11 protein-coding genes are annotated in these 14,160 nt (G+C 53.7%); 10 read left to right on the top strand and 1 reads right to left on the bottom strand.

The window, feature by feature from the left end; translation table 11 throughout:
• Positions 1-230: 230 nt before the first annotated feature.
• The 9 genes from EI42_RS14110 (at position 231) to EI42_RS14070 (ending at position 12,222) form a co-directional block, all read left to right on the top strand.
• Positions 231-1,262 (top strand): tagatose 1,6-diphosphate aldolase, encoded by a 1,032-nt coding sequence (locus EI42_RS14110; protein WP_111323037.1) that lies wholly within the window; start codon positions 231-233, stop codon positions 1,260-1,262.
• Between the two features lie 177 nt (positions 1,263-1,439).
• On the top strand, positions 1,440-2,348 hold the full coding sequence (locus EI42_RS14105; RefSeq protein ID WP_170142615.1) for an SIS domain-containing protein: 909 nt from the start codon (positions 1,440-1,442) through the stop codon (positions 2,346-2,348).
• Positions 2,349-2,350: 2 nt separating this feature from the next.
• Positions 2,351-3,343: a 1-phosphofructokinase family hexose kinase gene (locus EI42_RS14100; RefSeq protein ID WP_111323033.1), complete on the top strand. Its 993-nt coding sequence runs from the start codon at positions 2,351-2,353 to the stop codon at positions 3,341-3,343.
• 627 nt (positions 3,344-3,970) lie between these two features.
• Positions 3,971-8,068: a DUF6788 family protein gene (locus EI42_RS14090; protein ID WP_111323029.1), complete on the top strand. Its 4,098-nt coding sequence runs from the start codon at positions 3,971-3,973 to the stop codon at positions 8,066-8,068.
• A gap of 49 nt (positions 8,069-8,117) precedes the next feature.
• A complete protein-coding gene (locus tag EI42_RS33245; RefSeq protein WP_111323027.1) occupies positions 8,118-8,363 on the top strand; it encodes a hypothetical protein in 246 nt (81 codons plus the stop codon).
• A 282-nt stretch (positions 8,364-8,645) separates the two neighbouring features.
• Positions 8,646-8,822: a hypothetical protein gene (locus tag EI42_RS32510; protein WP_170142614.1), complete on the top strand. Its 177-nt coding sequence runs from the start codon at positions 8,646-8,648 to the stop codon at positions 8,820-8,822.
• 522 nt (positions 8,823-9,344) lie between these two features.
• Complete coding sequence (locus EI42_RS14080; protein WP_111323025.1) at positions 9,345-9,803, top strand: DUF3592 domain-containing protein; 459 nt, start codon at positions 9,345-9,347, stop codon at positions 9,801-9,803.
• A gap of 88 nt (positions 9,804-9,891) precedes the next feature.
• On the top strand, positions 9,892-10,368 hold the full coding sequence (locus EI42_RS14075; RefSeq protein ID WP_170142613.1) for a GNAT family N-acetyltransferase: 477 nt from the start codon (positions 9,892-9,894) through the stop codon (positions 10,366-10,368).
• A gap of 1,014 nt (positions 10,369-11,382) precedes the next feature.
• Positions 11,383-12,222 (top strand): ATP-binding protein, encoded by an 840-nt coding sequence (locus EI42_RS14070; protein WP_111323021.1) that lies wholly within the window; start codon positions 11,383-11,385, stop codon positions 12,220-12,222.
• A 47-nt stretch (positions 12,223-12,269) separates the two neighbouring features.
• Here EI42_RS14070 and EI42_RS14065 read toward each other — a convergent pair whose 3' ends face one another.
• A complete protein-coding gene (locus EI42_RS14065; RefSeq protein ID WP_111323019.1) occupies positions 12,270-12,950 on the bottom strand; it encodes an HAD family hydrolase in 681 nt (226 codons plus the stop codon).
• Between the two features lie 313 nt (positions 12,951-13,263).
• Here EI42_RS14065 and EI42_RS14060 point away from each other — a divergent pair, with 313 nt between their 5' ends.
• A complete protein-coding gene (locus EI42_RS14060; RefSeq protein WP_111323017.1) occupies positions 13,264-14,079 on the top strand; it encodes a GNAT family N-acetyltransferase in 816 nt (271 codons plus the stop codon).
• The last annotated feature ends 81 nt before the right edge of the window (positions 14,080-14,160 follow it).

Genomic DNA, 14,160 nt, shown 5'->3' with positions numbered 1-14,160 from the left:
ATACGTCAGGAGTGCGACGTTTTGTTTGACGTCCGTTGGCTTTACGTGATACGCTTGAATTGCGAAGAGCCCGCAACGGCTTCGCGAGGGAAACAAACAAACGCACAGATAAGCAGATAGGCAGCAAAGAATGCTGCCTTGTGATAAAAACCCTGGTTCAGGGTTGCCGCGGCGTACAGGCCGCTATCATAACAGGTACGTAGACGTACAAGAAGTTTAGGGTGAAGAAAATGGGAGAAACAAAAGTAAAGATTTCACGTGGTAAGTTCGAGCATATCAACCGTCTGGCCGATGAGCGCGGCGTGATCGCTGCTGCTGCAATGGATCAGCGAGGCTCTCTGCGTAAGGCGATTGGGAAGGCAAAGGGAGGCGAGGCGTCCATTGAGGAGCTGAGCGAGTTCAAGGTGCAGGTAGCAGAGGTTCTGACGCAGCACGCGAGCGCGATTCTGCTCGATCCTGAGTACGGTCTGGAGGCTGCCAAACATCGCGCATCTCATGCCGGCATGCTGCTGGCCTATGAGAAGACCGGCTATGATGCAACAGTCAAGGGTCGTTTCCCTGATCTGCTGGATGATTGGTCGGTGCGCCGTCTGGTCGAGGCCGGTGCTGACGCCATCAAGATCCTGATGTACTATGATCCAGACGATACCCGCGAGATCAACACCCGCAAAGAGGCGTTTATTGAGCGCGTTGGCGCTGAGTGTCGCGCGTATGATATTCCCTTCTTCCTGGAAGTGATCGCTTATAGCGATGAGATCGGCGACGAGAAGAGCTTCGAGTTTGCCAAAGTAAAGCCGGAGAAGGTCAAGAAGTACATGGCCGAGTTCTCCAAGCCGCAGTATGGCGTCGATGTGCTCAAGGTTGAAGTCCCGGTGAACATGAAGTATGTTGAGGGCACGCAGGCCAATACTGAGGGCAAGGTAGCCTACACACGTGAGCAGGCGAAGCAGTATTTCCGTGAGACGGCGTCTGTGTCGCGTGTGCCGTTTATCTACCTCAGCGCTGGCGTCAGCAATGCTGTCTTCCTGGAAACCCTGGAGCTGGCTGCTGAAGCCGATACCCCGTTCGCTGGTGTGCTTTGCGGTCGGGCGACCTGGCAGGATGGCATCAAGGTCTATGCCGAGGGCGGCGCGAGCGCGTTGAGAAGCTGGCTTGAAGATCAGGGCGTGAAGAACATTACTGCACTGAATAAGGTGCTCAGCAAGGGCGCAAAACCCTGGTGGGACTTCTACGGCGGTAAGGACAATATCGAGGTCATTTAAGCAAACAGAGCAGATCAGAAGGGGAGTTACTGCCTTGCCGGGAGTAATTCCCCTTTACCTATCTTTTCTGGTATGATGCTGTACAGGGGTGTGCTTGAAGCATGTGCTCCGTCCTGATGACAGTACATGCGTTCTTGCGTCTATTTTTGTGAAAATGCGATGAAGGAGCAGAACAGTATGACGACGGCTATCGAACAGGACATTCGCAGTATTCCCGCTATTTTGCGGCAGACCTATCAGCGTGTTGAAGCCTATCGCGCACAACTGGCCCCGTTCTTTGAAGGCCCGCTGGCTTTCCTGGGCTGTGGCTCTTCGTACAACGTGTCGGCGGCGCTGGCAGCTTTTTATGAGCAGGAAAAGGGTGCTCCAGGTCAGGCGCTCTTCCCTTCTGATTATCGGCCTCGTAAGGGCTGGACCAATATTGCTATCAGCCGCTCAGGGACGACAACCGAGCTGCTGACCGCGTTACGTCGTGCGAAGGCCGAAGGAATTCGTACGCTGGTGCTGGTTGGTGATAGCGGTTCCCCGGCTGAGGAGCTGGCTGATGCTGTGCTCCCGCTTGAGTTCGCTTCTGAGCAGGGTGTGGTACAGACCCGCTTTATTGTCGCCGTCTCGCTGGCTCTGCGCCTGCTGATTGCCGGTGAGCAGCCCGGACTCGCCGAAGAGATTGAGCAAGCATTGAATACCTTTGACGCGAAGCCCTATTTGCGCTTTAACCACGTGGTCTATCTCGGGCGTGGCTGGCGCTACGGACTGGCTCGCACCGCCGCACTGAATTTGCAGGAGACCGCGATTCTGGTGCCCGAGAGCCACCAGACGCTTGACTACCGGCATGGCCCGATTGCCAGCCTTGACGAGAACTCGCTTGTCTGGTGCCTGGATGGAAAAGATGATCCTGCCGTTGCTGCGGTCATCGAAGATGTGCGCAAGACGGGTGCAAGCGTATACTGGCCCGGTGTTGATCCGCTGGTAACGATCGCGCAGGGGCAACTGTTCTCGCTGCGCAAGGCCGAGGCCCGTGGAGTTGATCCAATGGCTCCGCGCCACTTGAGCCGCTCCATTGTTCTTTCAGAGACGGAAGCCTAGCGATGCGCCCGATTCTGACTGTCACGCTGAATGCTGCAATCGATACGACCTTGATGGTTCCTGAGACGATTCAGCTCGGGGAGTCGTACAAGGCACAGCGCGTGCTCAAGCTGCCCGGTGGCAAGGGGCTGAACGTGGCGCGAGTGCTGCACACGCTCGGTCTACCCGTCACCGCGACGGGGTTTGCCGGTGGGCTTGCTGCCGAGTTTCTGCAAAGCGAGCTCTCGCGTGCTGGCATTGAAGCTACCTTCCAGCAGATAGCCGGAGAGACTCGCACCTGTACTGCTATTGTCGAGCTGAACAAGAATCGTGTGACCGAGGTCAACGAGCCCGGGCCCGCGATTCAGCCTGCTGAGGTTGAGGCGTTTCTGACCCTGTTTCGGCGTCTGCTTGCTGATGTGGAGCTGGTTGCGCTGTCAGGCTCGCTGCCGCCCGGTCTTCCCACTGATTTCTATGCTCGCCTGATTGAAGTGGCGCATGGCCAGAACGTTCCGGTCTCGCTGGATACGAGCGGGGCGGCGCTTCGTCCCGGCGTTGAAGCTCGCCCTCTGCTGGTCAAGCCGAATGCGACAGAGATTCAGACCTTTGTCGGTGGAGCAGTACGCAGCGTCGAGGAGGCCGTGCAGGCGGGACAGCGCATGCGTCAGCACGGCGTGGAACTGGTCGCTATCACACTTGGTGCCGAAGGGGCGGTGCTGGTTTCGGCTTGTGGGGCCTGGTATGGGAACCTGAGCATAGAGAAGCCGGTTTCAACAGTTGGCTGTGGTGATGCCTTTGTTGCCGGAATGCTGGCGGCGCTCTATCAAGCTGTCGAATGTGGCGCGTCTTCCTCAATCGTGGAGGCTGCCGCCGCTGATGCGGTGCTGGAACAGGCTTTCAGGCAGGCGCTCGCATGCGGAACTGCCAATACTCGTCAGCCCGGTGCTGGTGTGCTGCAGCGAGAGGATGTCGAGCGGTTGATGCAACAGGTCATATTACAGCGTGTTACAGCATAAATAGACGAAATAATACGAGCGTCCTGTCACCCTCAACCCCCTGAACAGGTGACGGTCGCTCGTGTTGTTTTGATTATAGCCTGATTGTTCGCGAAAAGAGAATAACCTATTTCACTGCTTCATTGTGAACTGCCTCACTGAAAAAGAGAAAATCACCTATGTATCTCTGCCGTTTGTGGAAACCTGCTCTGCCCCTCCCTGCTCATATAGATGCTTGCTCTGCTCTGGTCTGTGAAGGGCGCTTTCCCATCTGTCATATCTTGTGCTTGTGGAGCGGTGTCTTCTGTTTGGTGTGAGTAATTGGCGAGTGGCGAGCGCAGAGAAGCAGGAATACAGGCGGGCATCTCTCGATCCTGAATGGAGGTCTTTTTTTGATACGATATCGTTCGCATTAAAATTTTATATATATTTTCCGTAGACCCATTTATCCTATTTCTTGCCATTCTTTTTTTATCTATGGTTCTGTTATAATGTTAGAAGTTTTCTATTATGGCATACTTTAGAGCTTGTTTTCTGCTTTCATGACGATTCTTATATTTCCTTGTATACTCTATGTAGACGGGGCGGTCAGCAGGGAGGTTGACAAACCCCGCAGAGAGTTTTGGCTAGTCGGAAAGAATAGTGTCCATGAATACGAATATCAGCACTACAGCGACGACGATTACAGTTGGCAAAGTAACCTATCACCAGCAAGTCAGTTATTGCGGGAAGTCACGTTGCCGCAAGTGCCGGGAAGGAAACGGCCACGGCCCGTACTGGTATGCCTATAAAACCGTTGATGGCAAGACAACGCGTTCCTATGTAGGGAAACAGTTGCCTGAAGAGGTGTTGGCCCAGGTCAGAGATCAATTGCCGCCAACCATGCAGGAGCGGGCGGATGAGCTCTCAAATGCACTGATTCGTATTTATGTCCTCGGCCAGTTTCGGCTGGAACGGCGTACAGGACGCGCTGCAACCTGGGAAACCGTGACCGAATCGTCATGGCAGCATCAGCGTGTTCGGGCGTTGCTTGGATGCCTGGTGAGCAGTCCCGGGCGCAAGCTTGGCCGTGAGCAGATTATGGACGCGCTCTGGCCCGATCTCGATTTCGAGACTGCCGCCGGGCGTCTCGATAAGGCTGTCTATAGCCTGCGTCAGCTTCTTGAGCCTTCTCGGGGACGCCATGCTGTATCTGAGCTGTTATTGACTGAACGGGAAATGGTGGTGCTTGCCGATCAGTCAAAGGTCTGGATTGACGCTGATCATTTTGAATATTTGCTGAATCAGGCTCACACAACCCGGGATGAGGGCGAGGCCGAGCACTATTTAGATGAGGCCGTGACGCTCTATGGTGGCGATTTTCTGCCGGAGGAGCGCCGGCTTGAGACTGCACTGACGCGTCGTTCCTCACTGCAACGGAGTTGGATCGGGGCGCTGCTTGAGTTGTCTGATCTACGCGTGCTGCGTGAGGCGCTGCCAGGAGCGATTGAGCCGCTTGACCGTCTGCTTTCGGTCGATCCCACGAACGAGGCAGCGGTACAGCGTTTGATGCGTTTGCTTGCTTCGCTTGGGCGGCGTGCTGAAGCGATCCGCATTTATAAGAGCCTGGTTTCTGTCTTGCAGAAAGAATATAATATCGCTCCTCTTCCAGATACACGCCGTTTGTACGAGATGCTGCGCTCTGGCAATAAAGATGCGCTGCTCTCGCTCGACCCCGTCTCTACCCAGCAGCCGACCGAGGACGAAGCGAGCACGCGAGTCACCCGTCCCGAGGCGGTGCGCATTGGACGTGAGCACCAGAGCCCTCTTGTGGGGCGCGAGGAAGAGCTTGCCGCGCTTTCCAGCATGATCACGGAGATTGAGAACGCGAACCGTTTCAAGCTGACGGTCCAGAAGCGCACGGTGGTCTCGGCTCTGGATACACCGAAACGCGCTCAGACGGCTCTGGTTCTGGGCGAAGTCGGGATCGGGAAGACGCGTCTTGCTGAAGAGGTCGGTCGTGAGGCCAAGCGTAAAGGGTGGGCGATTGCATGGAGCCGCGTCTATGCTCAGGAAGGCTCGATCCCCTATCGTCTCTGGACCGAGATTCTACGCCGTGCGATCTCAAATGCGACATGGCCCCGTCGAGCCCTGACCGAGCGCCCGCAACTGTTTCAGCCTCTGCTCGCGCTGCTTCCTGAGCTGGCTGACCACCTGCCTCCGGTCCAGACGTATACACAGGCCATTTCGCCCGAACAGGAGCAGTTGCGCCTGAAAGAGGCTTCGCTACACCTGCTGACGCTTATCAGCGAGAGCTGCCCCCTGTTGCTTGTGCTGGATGATCTGCAATGGTCCGATGGGAGTAGTTGCGATATGCTGGCTTACCTTGCCCGGCGGATTGTGGGCCACCCGATCGTGATTGTCGGGACGTGTCGCGAACATGAGCTGCCAGAGGGCCACCCGTTACGCGCCCTGCTGACCGACCTTCAGCGAGAACGTGCCGTTGAGATTGTCTCTCTTGAGCCGCTGACTGATGATGAGATCGGGAAACTGGTCTCGGCTGTGCCCTATATTTCGGAGCCGCTGGTGCAACGGATCAGCTCGCGGGCGGCGGGGAACCCGTTCTTTGCCGAGGAATTGGCGCGCACGATCGGGGCGGGGCTGGCGCGCGACAAGAACGATCTTCTATCGCTGGATGAGCAGCTTCCCGAAACAATCGCGGCGGTGCTCGATCTACGACTTGATCGGTTGAGCCCTGATTGTCAGCGCCTGTTAAACAAGGCAGCGGTTCTGGGAGGTCCTTTCGAGTTTCAGGTTATCAGCGAGATGGAGGCAGCGGCCCCCGGTTCCGACGAGGATCGCGTGCTTGATCTATTAGAGGAGGCGCTGCGCTCCGGTATGCTGACCGAGGAGGGAACCGGCACGCATATTACCTATCAGTTCTGGCATCCGCTGCTGATTAACCACCTGTATGAGAAGCTTTCGGCGGCACGTCGGGCCAGCCTGCACCGGCGAGCGGCCGATGTATTTCAGCGGTTGTATGCTGGTCGCGAGGAAGAGGAGGCGGCCAACATCACGCAGCACCTTGTGAAAGGTGGCGCAGCCCCGAGCAAGATCACCTATTTCGCGGAGATGGCGGCCCGGCGTGCACATCGGCTCTCCGACTATCCCAATGCCGAACAATATTACCGGATTGCCCTGCAACATCTGGCAACCCACCACGAACAGCAGGAGCATCACGCCTACCTGCTTGAATGCCTCGGCGAATGCACCCGCATTCAGGGTCGATATGATGAGGCCCGCTCTATCTATGAACAGGCACTCCGTGTTCGCCGTGAACTCTATGGTGCCAGTGGGCTTTCAGAAGAAGAAGCGCAGATACAGGCGCTGCTCTGGTGTGCGATCGGGGTTGCCTGGTATGATACGGCCCATAATGAGCCTGCTCGTCAGTGTTATGCAAAGGGTGAAGAGATCTTGCGGGAGGCAGGGGTTCAAGGTGGGGCTGCATGGGCACAGATACGACTGATGCAGAGCTACACCTTCTGGCGTGAGGGCGCTTATGAGCAAGCCAGACAATCAGCTCAAGAAGCACTTACGCTCTTCGAGAACTCGATGAAGGAGCCCGGCAAGCAGAGCGAGAAGGATGAATATTTGACAAATATCCGTCGTATCCTTGTCGGTAACTACTCCATTGAACTTGGTCCGGCTTATAGGTTACTGGGGCTAATAGAGACGGGTGGAGGGCGTTGCAGTCAGGGAGTGCGTTACTATGATGCTGCTCTGGCTTTTTTTGAGCGGCATGAGCGGTTACGAGATATTGCGATGGTGAATTTAGATCTGGGGGATGCATATCTCAGGAAGGGAGAATTTACAAAGGCACAATCTGTATTACGTCATGCTTTAAGCATGATGGAGCGTATAGGAGAGATACCTTTAACTGCTTTTATTCATGCGAATATGGGAGTGCTCAGTATTCGTATGGGAAATCTCCAAGACGCTGTGAGTGAACTGGAAAAGGGAATTGCGCTTGCTGAACAGATAGTAGAGCCCGCGTCTGTTTGCGTTATGAGCATCTATCTTTCATATGCATACCAGGAATTAGGAGAACTGGATGCCGCTGCTACGTCCCTGTTCAAGGCCTTGAGCCTTTGTCGCTCTGTCTATATTCCACCTTATGTAGGAATGGCCTTTGTCGCTCTGGGGAATCTTCGTGTTCTGTTTGCCATAGATCGAATGTTAAGAGGACAGAGCGAGGATACATTGTATACAAAAGAGGTAATCAGAAAATTGCATCAGGCAACTTTTTCTTTACAAAGGGCTCTCAGTATAGAAGGGTTGGAATCGGAGACAAAGGTTGAAGGATTATTAGTTATGGCTCAGGCATTATTGTTATTGAAAGATAATGAGGGGGGAGATACACAGATCCAGCAGGCACTTAAAGGGATAGAGAGGTATGAACTCGAATGGCTCTCAGGGAAAAGTTATCGCCTGCTTGGTCAGCTTATATATGAGCGTGGCAGGGTGGAAAAAGCAAGGGCTTATTTTGAAAAAGCTTTGGGTATCAGTCGAAGGAATGAGATGCGGTTAGAACTGGCACATACATTGTTCTCTTATGGAGAATTGCTGTTGCGACAAGAAGGGAGTGAGAAAGGTTTAAAATTTCTCAACGAGGCGCGTCATATATATAGAGAGTGTGAAGCAAAATTGTATCTCAGACAAATAGAATTTGTACTTACAATGTATAATAATGCCGGGGCTCGGAGCTGATTGTGATCTTACATGCAACGGTTATTAAAAAGAGTCTGATAGGCAAATAATGATAAATCTCATCCATAAAATGGGCGAGGTTCATCGCAGATTGCGACCATTACTCTACCTTGTGATCTCTTACGACGAGGGTGGCGAACTCTATTTCGTTGTACGACCTCCCGCGGTTTGTCCACGTATACTGCACCCTCCGAAAATTGCGAAAAATCCGCCACATTTCCCCCCGTTACAGGGTATGATTCTTCTCGGAAGCGAATTACTGATAGACCCGTCGGTAATCGCGGTCGTGCAGTGAGACCGATTTTGCAGACACCGTTCTACTTGCTTATAGCGGGGCGCAGAAGGTTCGTCCTCACAAACCCATTCAGAAGAATGACGGTGTGCGAAATCGGCGCTACTTGCCCGAGCTTCCACCCATAATCGCTTGCGGCTCTCGAAAGGCATGTATGTTGTGTTGAGAGCTCTACCCGGTTTTCAAAATGAGCCTGCGCTATACTGGAAAGTCGAACCAGAGCAGGTGAGTAGCAGTCCGAATGACACACCCATTTCGGTTGCTCCCGCGGAAGGATGTGCCAGGATGAATCTCGCATTGCGTAACCGCCAGTTGCTTGCACTTGTGCTCCTCGCCCTTGTGACCGTCCTTGTGTTGACCTTCGTGCTTCTGAGTGCCGTTGCCCATGTCGATGTATGGCACGGCCTTGTGTCCTGGAGCGGAACCGTCTTCAAGCCAGATATTATGTATCCACATCCATGATGTGTTGTTCGCTCTCCTTTGTAGAAGCGTATGTAGTAAAGTGGGCAGAAGGTCCTGAGCCCCTGCAAGATCGCGCCGATGGTGTGTGAGCAGGGCGGCTCTAGAAGCATCGTGGATGTGGCGCAACTGCCCCGTTGCGTTTGGCATCGATGGTGCAGGAAAGGACAGAGTGATGTCACACTATGACTGATGTACGAAGCGGGCCCTTGCTTGTATCCACGACCTGACTTCGTGCCAGAATACGCAAAATGGAAGGCGAGATGATGGGTGGTAGGGAAACGCAGTAAACGCCCTCTGCAACGGTTCACAGAGGGCGTTTCTCTTTTGTCCGCGTTCGGGATGTGCCTCGTTTCCCCTTACGATGGTATGGTTATGCCATAGAAAGAAAGATGGAGAGCATATATAGGGATCTGTCAGCACGATGGAGAGATTGACAGCTCTACAGCTCTATATAAAGGGTGTGAAATCGCGTATACTACTGGTAGGGAAAAGAGGTATACGAAAGGAAAGAGGGAACTCCCGATGCTCAAAGATCCGCAAAAAAAAGCGATTCTTCGGCAGGAGCGGCGAATTGGGTTGCTGGCCCTCCTGTTTGCCAGTGTCTGCTTCATCCTCCTTTTGCTCTTTTGCAACAGGTCGGAAGTTTCAGTGCTGTTTAGCATCCTCTTTCTCGTCGGGGCGATCATATTAGCTCTGTTTGATGGGTTCACACGGCGGAACAAAAAGCAGTGGCTCGCACGGCATGGGGTCTCTATTCTGGCTCAGATAACTCGAATCGAGGAACGCCAGTGGAAAGCGGATAGCGGTCATTACGAGTGTTACATTCTTCATTTGGAATGGATCAGCGATACAGGAAGAATCTATCACTTTCAGCAAGAAATTCCCTGGACTCAGTATCACTATCAACGCTACACTCCGGGTTCCTGGTGTACGGTGCACATCGATCCTGATGACCCGACCTTCTACCACGTCGAGGCCTGATTCTCTTTCTCCACCCGGATAGCATCGGATGCTGCTACCAGTATATAATGAGGAGCAAACAGTAACCTCAGGAAAAAGGATACCTTCCATGAATGAAGAAATAAGAGTGCGGCGTGCCACTGAGCATGATATTGAGATCCTGACCGATCTGCGGGTCGCATTCCTCAGCCAGATATATGAAGTGCAGAACCCCCAGGCGCTCTGGAAGAATACGTACCAGTACATGTGTGAAAAGGTTCCCTCGGGCGGCTTTGTGAGCTGGATTGCCGAGGTAAACGGCACCGTTGTCGGAACCAGCGGCCTGGTTTTCTTTGATCCTCCACCTTCAGCGCGTCTTGGGACCGGCAGAGAGGCCTACATCCTTAATATGTACACGCTTCCCGAATGGCGGGGCAGAGGGATCGCCTCGCGCCTGTTGAGTGCGTTGATCCAGTTTGCGCGTGAAAGTGGAGCCTGGCGCATCTGGCTCTCAGCGACCGACGAGGGGAAGCCAGTCTATGAGAAGCATGGCTTTGTTACGCGGGGTCAGGGCAAGCAAACCGAGATGGAACTGCTGTTGTCGTAGCAAAAAAGAAGCAGCCAGCACGTGTCCTTCTGTCTGGCTGCTCCCCACGGGTGACGGGAGGGGAACGACGCTTTTCCTTGATAGGCTCGGTTATCAAGACAGGTTGCATCCCAATGACCTGAAGCGTCTTTGAAGCATCCCTATATTACTAGAGACTGAGAATGTTCCTTCTTCTTAAAAATAGATTTGCACTTTTCTTTTTATTTGCTACGATCTCTTCTTGCTCAACGTTCATCAATTTGCTTATCAATTACAATAAAAGCAGAAGTCATTGTGCGCATCCTCTACCTTATATGTGCACGAAGAGAGCGATGCATGGACATATTGCGCTGATTTGTCCCCTTTTTGCCCCCTCTTTGCCCCATAGATGTACTTCTCTCCGAGCCACAGATCATGTATCTAATAAGTAGTGCAGTGATGCACGACGCATCCGGTACAGAAGCAAGGGGAGATGTTGGAAGGGATAGAGAGAACCGGGGTGTGCTTTACAAAGAAAACTGGAAGATGTATGTATCGCGGGATTTGCGGTGGTGGGGATGGTATTGACGGATGCTCGCGGAGGGGATTCCTTTCTCCTGCATTCCGGTTATTTTGCAAAGTACCTGGACTCAGCAACTGTTATTCGTGGTCCCCTTGCTCACCGGGTAGCGGTGGCACAAGAACAGTATACGGTGTGAGCGAAGCGTAAAGCGTTGTTTCGGATGTGAAACATTAGCGTGTCGATATCTACCTACGCTACTAGCCCCATTTCCTCACAATAGCGAGGGCGTTGACCCCCGCCCTCGCTCCTCTCTCTCCTATTGCATGAGTTGCGCTCAACCATCCCAAACCTTCAAAACGGGGAGCATTGTGCTTGCATGAGGTGGCTCTCTCCATTCTCCGCCCTCTAAAAATGCGCCGAACCCCGGTGGTGCTCTGAGCCAGTGTGTTCTTCTTCATAGACAAGCCTTGCTTGCATCAGATATATAGAGTAAAGAGAATGATTCCTATTCTAAGTACGATCAGGAGAAAAGATTGTCATTCTATAATAAAGAGAGTTTGCAGTTTATCCGGCGCAGACGTCAACAGGAAGTATTCAGGGGACGTGAAAAGGAACTGACCCTTTATCAGGAGAACCTTGCACGTGATGTTGAAGACGAAGAACGAAAATTCCTCTTCATCGTGACCGGTCCACAGGGGAGCGGAAAAACGCTCCTGCTGCGTCGGTACGTCGATGTGCTGGCCGCGGCACAGGGCGTCAGCGCATGGATTGATGAGAGCGCCGAAGATCTGCTTGAAGCGATGATGCAGCTTGCTCGACAGCTTGCGAAGTTCGACGAAAAAGCGTTTAAGCCGCTCTTTCAGCGCCACGCGCTCTACCAGAAACGGATGAAAGAGCTTATGGCCGATCCTGCGGGACAGAAGCCGCCCCCTTTCGTTGCTTTCGGTGGCATGGTGGCGAAAATGGGTCTGCATATCGGCAAGAAGATTCCGTTGAGCGGCCTGATCTTTCGTCTGGTGGATGAGGAGCAGGTGGAAGAGCAGATGAAAAACTGGTCTGCCTTTGTTGCGACAAAGCTGAAGAACAAAGAAGAAGAGCGCCTGCTTCAGGAGCCGCTGGAGGTACTGACGTCGCTCTTTCTGGCGGGTGCGCGCACCCTGAGCGCAAGCCATACCGTAGGCCTTTTTTGCGACTCCTATGAGCGTACGGCGGTGTATCTGGATGGCTGGTTGCGTGGGCTGCTAGACGGCCACTACGGAGATATGCCCTCCAATATCGTGTTGACGCTGGCAGGCCGAACCGAGCCCGACCCCGAGCGCTGGCAGCGATTTCACGACATCACCACCTGCGTGCCGCTTGGTCCGTGGGAATAGCTGTTCGGTGCCAGAGCCCGATTCACTGAGCTCTGGCATTGCTTGTGTTATCGGCTTACGTCGGCGTCGGCGAAGTCTTGCAGCAGGTTTGCCAGCGAGAGCTCAGCGATTGAGGAGATGCGCCGATCAGCCTCGGAGAAATCAAAGTGTCGGGTCAGCGTGTTGGGGACAACAATACAGTAAATGCCCGCAGCCTTCGCGGCTCGCATGCCATGCAGGGAGTCTTCGAGGGCAATTGCCTCATGCGGCTGAATGTTGAGCTTCTGTAACGCCTTCAGATAGATATCGGGGCGCGGCTTGGCAAACTCGACCTCATCGGCGGTCGTGATGCTGTGAAAATAGTTAAGCAACCCGCGCTCCTTAAGATGTCCTTCAACCCAGCTCCGGGTAGAGCTGGAGGCCACAGCAACTGCGATACCCTGCTGATGCGCCTCATAAATCAGTTTTTCGACGCCCGGTAGCAGTGGTTGTGTCGCGATCTTTTCCAGATACCGTTGCTGGCGTTCGGCTCTGATAGCCTCTTTATCAAGCGTACGTCCGGCCTGCTCTTCCAGATAGGCATAGATATCAAACGGAGCGGTGCTTGTTCCGCTGCCAACCATCGGTAACCACTTCTCCAGATTGAGCGTTCCGCCGAATGCCTGAAATGTCTCACGCCACGTCTCGAACTCGGGAAGCTCCGTATCAATAATTAAACCATCAAAGTCAAAGATAACTGCTTTTAACATAGCTATACAATAGATCCTGTTCTCTCTTCTGCAACTTGCAACTACTCCTTTTTCCAGAAGGGAGGAGATGCAATGTCCTCTTTATGATATGCTGTCGACCTTGAAGAGACAAAATTGATTTGCTTGAATGGTACTTGTGGGAGATATTCTTTGTTTTCCTCATCTATTACCAACAGTGTGGGGTGCGCGATTCATTCCCGGCTGCTTGCTTCAATAGTGGTTGAGCATCGGCGCGAGCGTGAAAAATGAGCGTGCGAAGTGGCGTAGTTCTATCAGAGAAAAGAAAACGTGTATCTGCTCATAAAGGAGAAATATGGCTGAGGTGCTTTTTTCGACCGGGGTTCCAGCGATTACCGAGGCAATAGAGCAGAATCTGGCTGAATTGCTCTTCTATTTTGGCGCGGCGAACAACGCAACCATTACCAACACGCACCGCCTGATCGCGGTTCTGAGTGACAGCGACGACGCGTTCTGCAATGCGGTCGTGCATTCGCGGCTCACGCCTGAGCGGCTCGACGAGGAGATTCTGACGGTGCTGGCTCCATTTCAGCGGCGCAATGTTCCTATGATCTGGTGGCTGATGCCCTCGGCTGCTCCGCCTGAGCTCGGGAAGCGGCTGGCGCGGCACGGCTTGCGTTATCGTGGAGAGGGTCCGGGTATGGGTCTGGATCTGACCACGCTGCCTCGGCGTCGTCTGGCCCCTGAAGGGTTGACGGTTGAGCTGGTGCGCACGCCCGCGGCCCTGCGTGAGTGGTTATATGTGAGCAATGTCGCATACGGCTACGCGCGTGAGCCAATCGAGCAGAGCGTGATCGATTTCGAGCAGCGGCTTGGGCTGGGCGAGAAGCGGCCCTATCGGCGATATCTGGCACGGCTCTACGGGCGTGCTGTGGCGACAGCAGCGATCTTTCTGGGGGCAGGCGTCGCGGGACTCTATAACGTGGCGACCATTCCCCAGGCGCGCAGGCATGGTATCGGCTCCTATACCTCGTTTGTGGCCTTGCGTGAGGCGCGTAAGGCGGGCTACTGCGTGAGCGTGCTCATGGCATCGGCAGCAGGCTATCACGTCTATACCGGGCTTGGTTTTCGGGAATATTGCCGTATTCGCTCGTTTGCGTGGAGGGCCTGACTGGCTTTTTGACGCCTTTCTTCGCGGGCGTTCCGCTGAAACTGTTGTAGTCTATCGATTCCTGATGTATAGTATAGCTAG

It is taken from the genome of Thermosporothrix hazakensis (assembly GCF_003253565.1).
Lineage (GTDB): Bacteria > Chloroflexota > Ktedonobacteria > Ktedonobacterales > Ktedonobacteraceae > Thermosporothrix > Thermosporothrix hazakensis.
This window is presented reverse-complemented; position numbering and strand designations above follow the sequence as displayed.

Excerpts from the sequence above, each read along its gene's own strand:
- EI42_RS14105 (WP_170142615.1), top strand. The coding sequence starts at position 1,440 with ATGACGACGGCTATCGAACAGGACATTCGCAGTATTCCCGCTATTTTG.
- EI42_RS33245 (WP_111323027.1), top strand. The coding sequence starts at position 8,118 with ATGATAAATCTCATCCATAAAATGGGCGAGGTTCATCGCAGATTGCGA.
- EI42_RS14075 (WP_170142613.1), top strand. The coding sequence starts at position 9,892 with ATGAATGAAGAAATAAGAGTGCGGCGTGCCACTGAGCATGATATTGAG.
- EI42_RS14060 (WP_111323017.1), top strand. The coding sequence starts at position 13,264 with ATGGCTGAGGTGCTTTTTTCGACCGGGGTTCCAGCGATTACCGAGGCA.
- EI42_RS32510 (WP_170142614.1), top strand. The coding sequence starts at position 8,646 with ATGAATCTCGCATTGCGTAACCGCCAGTTGCTTGCACTTGTGCTCCTC.
- EI42_RS14090 (WP_111323029.1), top strand. The coding sequence starts at position 3,971 with ATGAATACGAATATCAGCACTACAGCGACGACGATTACAGTTGGCAAA.
- EI42_RS14110 (WP_111323037.1), top strand. The coding sequence starts at position 231 with ATGGGAGAAACAAAAGTAAAGATTTCACGTGGTAAGTTCGAGCATATC.
- EI42_RS14080 (WP_111323025.1), top strand. The coding sequence starts at position 9,345 with ATGCTCAAAGATCCGCAAAAAAAAGCGATTCTTCGGCAGGAGCGGCGA.
- EI42_RS14100 (WP_111323033.1), top strand. The coding sequence starts at position 2,351 with ATGCGCCCGATTCTGACTGTCACGCTGAATGCTGCAATCGATACGACC.
- EI42_RS14065 (WP_111323019.1), bottom strand. The coding sequence starts at position 12,950 with ATGTTAAAAGCAGTTATCTTTGACTTTGATGGTTTAATTATTGATACG.